The following is a 3,260-nucleotide window of genomic DNA, read 5'->3' as shown; positions in this document are numbered from 1 at the left end:
GTGGCCGGGGGGCTGTCACTGGCGGACGGGGCGCGCGTTGTGGCGTTGCGCAGCAAGGCGATCGCGGACACGCTGGCCGGTGGTGGGGGTATGGCTGCGGTGTCGCTGCCGGCTGCTCGGGTCGTGGAGTTGGTCGGGGACTGGCAGGGGCGGTTGTCTGTTGCTGCGGTCAATGGTCCGGGCTCGGTGGTGGTGTCGGGTGAGTCTTCGGCGGTGCGGGAACTGGTGGCCTGGTGTGAGGCGGAGGGGGTTCGGGCCCGGGTGATCCCGGTGGATTATGCCTCCCATTCCGTGCAGGTGGAGGCGGTCCGGGACCGGCTGCTGGTCGAGCTGGCCGGGATCGTGCCGGTGTCGTCGTCGGTGCCGGTGTATTCGTCGGTGACCGGGCAGGTGGTGGATACCGGTGCGGCTGATGCCGGGTACTGGGTGCGGAATCTGCGGGAGACCGTGCGGTTCGAGGACGCGACCCGTGCTCTGATCGCGGATGGCCGGGACGTCTTCGTCGAGGTCAGTCCGCATCCGGTGCTGACGGCCGCGGTCCAGGAGACCCTGGAGGATGCAGGGCAGGACGGCGTGGTGGTCGGGACGCTGCGCCGTGGCGAGGGTGGCGCCAGGAGGGTGATGGCGTCGTTGGCGGAGTTGTCCGTCCAAGGCGTACCCGTCTCCTGGGAGTCGGTGTTCGCCGGGGCCGAAGCCCAGCGGGTGGAGTTGCCGACTTATGCGTTCCAGCACCAGCGGTACTGGACCGATGAGGCGCAGGACTCGGAGCCCGCCCAACCGGATGCGGTGGACGCGGAGTTCTGGACGTCCGTGGAGCGGCGCGATGTGCAGGCTATCGCCAGGACGTTGGAGCTGGAAAGCGGCGTCGTCTCTCCCGTGGTGCCCGCCCTGTCGTCGTGGCGTGACCGGCACCTTCACGACCGGGCCGTGGACGGTTGGCGGTACCGCGAGTCCTGGAAGCTGATCGAAACCGGCGCGACCGCCTCGGTGTCCGAGCCGTGGCTGGTTATCGTCCCTGCGGGGACCGGCGGAGACCCCTGGGTGGCGGCCGTGCTGGCGGCGATGGGTCCGCAGGCCGCGCTGATGGAGTACGACAACGCCGACCGGGCCGAGCTGACGGCGCAACTGCCCGATGACGAAGTCGCCGGTGTGCTGTCCCTGCTTGCGCTTGGCGACGCCGAGCCTGCGGTGCCGACGCTGGTGCTGGTACAGGCGTTGAGCGACGCCGGGATCACCGCTCCGGTCTGGGCGGTTACCCGGGGCGCGGTCTCGGTGGGCCGGCAGGACCCGGTGACCAGCCCCGGGCAGGGAACGGTCTGGGGCCTCGGCCGGGTGGTCGCGGTGGAACGGCCGCAGCACTGGGGCGGTGTGGTGGACCTGCCCGAGGTACTCGACGAGCGGGCGGCGCGGCGACTGGCGTCGGTGGTGTCGGGGCAACTGGGTGAGGACCAGGTCGTCATACGGGCGGGCGGCGTGTTCGGCCGCCGGTTGGTCCGGGCATCGCAGGCTGGCACGAGGGCGACCTCGTGGCGGACGTCGGGAACGGCGCTCATCACCGGTGGCACCGGCGGCCTGGGCAGGCTCGTCGCGCGGTGGGTGGTGGAGCGCGGTGCCGAGCACGTGGTGCTGATGAGCAGGCGTGGCCCGGATGCCGAGGGAGCCGGACAGCTCTGCGCCGACCTGGAGGAACTGGGCGCGCGGGTCACGGTCGTGGCCTGCGACGTTGCGGACCGTGCCGCGCTTGCGAACGTCGTGGAGTCCATCGGCGGCGCGCTGCGGATGGTGGTGCATGCCGCAGGTGTGAACCAGGGCCTGGTCGCCGTCGAATCGGTGACGCCTGAGCAGATGACGGCCGAACTGCGTCCCAAGGTGGCGGGAGCGGCACACCTGGACGAGTTGACCAGCGACATCGATCTGGACGCCTTTGTGCTGTTCTCCTCGGGCGCGGCATCATGGGGCGGCAGTGGTCAGGCCGGCTGCGCCGCCGGTGACGCCTACCTCGATGCCCTGGCGGCCCGTCGCCGGGCACAGGGACGGGCCGCGACCTCGGTGGCGTGGGGTGCCTGGGCCGAGGCGGGGATGGCCGTCGACAACCCCGAACAGAATGCGCACCTGCGGAAGTCGGGCGTGCTGCCCATGCAGCCCCGGCTGGCTCTCGCGGCGCTGCACCGGGCCCTGAGTGACGACGAGACCACCATCACGGTCTTGGACATGGACTGGCGCCGGTTCGCGCCGGCCTTCACCGCGGCCCGCCCGAGCCCACTCCTGTCGGACCTCGCGGAGGTCGCCGAGGTGCTGGCCGGTTCGGCCCCTGGAGCGGACGAGTCGAAGGCATCGGGCTTCGCCCGGCGCTGGGCACAGATCCCTGAGGGGGAGCGTACTGAGTTCCTGCACGTGCTCGTACGCGGCCACGTCGCCGCCGTTCTGGGCCACAGCTCGCCGGACCGTGTCGACACCGGTCAGGCGTTCAGGGACCTGGGCTTCGACTCACTGACAGCGGTGGAACTGCGCAACCGCCTCGCCACCGCCACCTCACTGAGCCTGCCTGCCACCCTGGCGTTCGACTACCCGACTATCGGCGGCCTGGCCGGCCACCTCACCGATCTGCTCACCGGAACCTCCACCGCCGCGCGGACCACGGCCGTGCCTCCGGCCGTGTCCGTGAACGACGACCCGATCGTGATCGTGGGAACGGCCTGCCGGCTCCCCGGCGGGGTGGCCGGTCCCGACCAGCTGTGGAGCCTGGTGGCCGAAGGCCGGGACGCTCTCACGGAGTTCCCCACCGACCGCGGCTGGGACCTGGACGAGCTGTCCGGCTCCGGACCCGCCGCGTCGGTCACCGGCACCGGCGGCTTCCTGCACGAGGCCGGTGACTTCGATGCGGAGTTCTTCGGGATTTCCCCCCGCGAGGCGGTGGCGACTGATCCGCAGCAGCGGCTGCTGCTGGAGACCTCGTGGGAAGCGCTGGAGCACGCCGGAATCGACCCCGCCTCGCTGGCGGGCGATCCTGTCGGGGTGTTCGTCGGCGCGATCCCGTCGGGCTACTCCGAGGTGGCTGCCCGATCCGTCGACGATGTGGCGGGGCATCTGGTGACGGGTGGTTCGCAGAGTGTGTTGTCGGGGCGGGTGGCGTATGTGCTGGGGTTGCAGGGTCCGGCGGTGACGGTGGACACGGCGTGTTCCTCGTCGTTGGTGGCGTTGCACTGGGCCGTGCAGGCGTTGCGGTCCGGTGAGTGCTCGATGGCCCTCGCAGGCGGTGT

1 protein-coding gene is annotated in these 3,260 nt (G+C 71.3%); it reads left to right on the top strand.

Features of this window, described 5'->3' with window-relative positions:
• Positions 1 to 3,260: SDR family NAD(P)-dependent oxidoreductase (locus tag ACP4IX_RS35965; protein ID WP_426558818.1), on the top strand; the 3,260-nt coding region annotated here is incomplete at both ends.

The sequence above is a fragment of the Streptomyces sp. WG5 genome, assembly GCF_049974565.1.
GTDB lineage: Bacteria > Actinomycetota > Actinomycetes > Streptomycetales > Streptomycetaceae > Streptomyces.
This window is presented reverse-complemented; position numbering and strand designations above follow the sequence as displayed.